1 protein-coding gene is annotated in these 2,465 nt (G+C 61.8%); it reads right to left on the minus strand.

What is annotated here, in order from left to right:
* Positions 1-2,465 (minus strand): condensation domain-containing protein (locus ALP40_RS20675; protein ID WP_147478348.1); only part of this gene is annotated, 2,465 nt, incomplete at both ends.

The following is a 2,465-nucleotide window of genomic DNA, read 5'->3' on the forward strand; positions in this document are numbered from 1 at the left end:
GTCAGGAAGTTGACCGTGTTGCGGTGTTCGATCATCACGCCTTTCGGCAGGCCGGTGGAGCCGGAGGTGTAAATCACATAGGCCAGATGCGCCGAGGTCAATTCACCGTTATCAGGATTGCTGACGGATTCGCCCTGCCAGCTCAACTGATCCAAATTGACCACAGGCACGCCCGATGCAGCCACCAGATCCAGCGTGACGTCTTGAGCCAAAACAACCGCTGGCGCACTGTCCTGCAACATGTAGGCAATGCGTTCGGCCGGATATGCCGGATCCAGCGGCACATAGCCGCCGCCAGCTTTCAGAATCGCCAGCAACCCGACCACCATGTCCGCGCCACGCTCAATGCAAATCGCCACGCGGGAATCGGGCACCACGCCCTGCGCACGCAGGTGGTGAGCCAGGCGGTTGGCGCGTTCGTTAAGCTCGCTGTACGTCAGCTCAGCCGCACCGTGAATCAGCGCAACAGCCGCTGGCGTACGCTGAACCTGGGCTTCGAACAAACCATGAACGGTCTGATCCAGCGGGTATTCTGCAGCGGTGTCGTTGAAACCGATCAGCACCTGTGAACGTTCGGTATCAGGCATGACCGACAATGCACGCAGCGGTATGTGTCCGTCGTTTTCCAGCGCCGCAACCAATTGCGTCAGGGCGGCATCCATGTAGGCCGCCACGCGTGCGGCACCTACGCCTTGCTGCACCATCACACTGAGTTCAAAGCCCTCGCCCTGATCGTCCACCGAAAGGGTCAACGGGTAGTTGGTACGCTCCTCGACTTCCAGCGGCTCGATGCCTTGCCAGGCGCGCAACAGGCTGTGTTCATCCGCTGCGGCGCTGTAGCGATAGTTGAGCAACGCGCTGAACAACGGGGTTCCGGCCGGGACCGCGCTGCAACGCTGAGCCAATGCCAGGGGTGCATGTTCGTGGGCCAGCAAAGTAGTCAGGCGGGCGTGGGTGTTGCGCACGCTTTCCTTCACACCGGTGCCGTCCAGCGACAAACGCAACGGCAAGGTGTTGATGAACAGCCCCAAGGCGCGGTCTGCACCTTCACCGCCGTTCATGCGTCCCATCAGGACCGTGCCGAACACCACATCGCTGCGGCCGCTCGCTGCACCCAGTACCTGTGCCCAGGCAAGGTGATGCAGCGCGGCTGCGCTGACGCCGAGTTGCCGAGCCTGAGCCCGCAGACGCTGGCTCAGGCTTGGGTCGAGGGCCTGGCGATGTTCTTCGATCTCGCCGGCGCTGCCCTGCACGTCATGCAGACCAAAGGGCAAGGTAGGCTCTTCGACATCGCCCAGCATGCCGCGCAGGAATGCTTCGTGATCCTGCTGCGAAACGCCCAGACGCGACTGAGCCACGTAGTTGCGGTAAGGCACAGGAGCGCCCAGTTGCGCGGTCTGGTCGAGCAGGAACACATCCATTTCCTGACTCGCCACTTCAAGCGCGGTGTGGTCCATGATCACGTGGTGGAACAACAGAATGGCGACCCAGCGCTGGTTGGCAGGATCCTGCGCATAAGCGATTCGCATCAGCGGCGCATGGCGGATGTCCATCCGGTATTGACGGGCATCGAACTGTGCCTGCAATTGACTGACGATGTCCTGTGCGGCGTCATCCGCATCGATCCGGTCCAGCCCCAGTTGCGCCTCACGCCAGACCACCTGCACCGGCTCATCCAGCCCTTCCCAGAACAGCGAGGTGCGCAAAATGTCATGTCGATCGATGACGGCCTGCAGCGCATCGGCGAAGGTCTGGACGCGGTGTTCGGTGTCAAAACTGAATAAGGCCTGCAACACGTAGGGGTCGCCCTGCTCGGCGGCCAGGTGATGGTAGAGGATGCCTTGTTGCAGCGGTGCCAACGGATAAATGTCCTGCACATTGGCCGCACCACCCGGAATCGCCGACACAACGCGTGCCAGCGAGGCCTCGCTGATCGCCAGTAACGGCAGCATGGCCGGGGTAATGTGCGTGCAGCCGTTCGGAATCAGGTTCAGGGGCACCACGACGTCGCGTGTATTGCCCACCTCACACGCCAGTGCCGCCACGGTTGGCTGGCTGAACAGCACGCGTACATCCGCGGCCAGTCCCTTGCGACGCATTTTCTCGATCAGCGTGACCGCCAGCAGCGAATGACCACCCAGTTCGAAAAAGTGGTCGTGGCGACCGACCTGCTCAACCTGTAGCACCTCGGCCCAAATCTGCGCCAACGCGATTTCCACGTCACCTTGCGGTGCTTCGTAACCACGGCTGATCAGCGCCTGCTGGTCCGGGGCAGGCAATGCCTTGCGGTCCAGCTTGCCGTTGGGGGTCAGCGGCAGTTTTTCCAGATGCACGTAAGCCGCCGGGATCATGTAGTCCGGCAGTTGACCTTGCAGGTGGCTGCGCAGGGTTTCGATCTCGATGTGTGCTTGATCAGCGGTGAAGTACGCCACCAGACGCTTGTCACCCGGCACGTCTTCCCGGGC

Origin of the sequence: Pseudomonas viridiflava (assembly GCF_003702045.1) — a bacterium.
In the GTDB taxonomy this organism is placed as follows: Bacteria; Pseudomonadota; Gammaproteobacteria; order Pseudomonadales; family Pseudomonadaceae; genus Aquipseudomonas; species Aquipseudomonas viridiflava_C.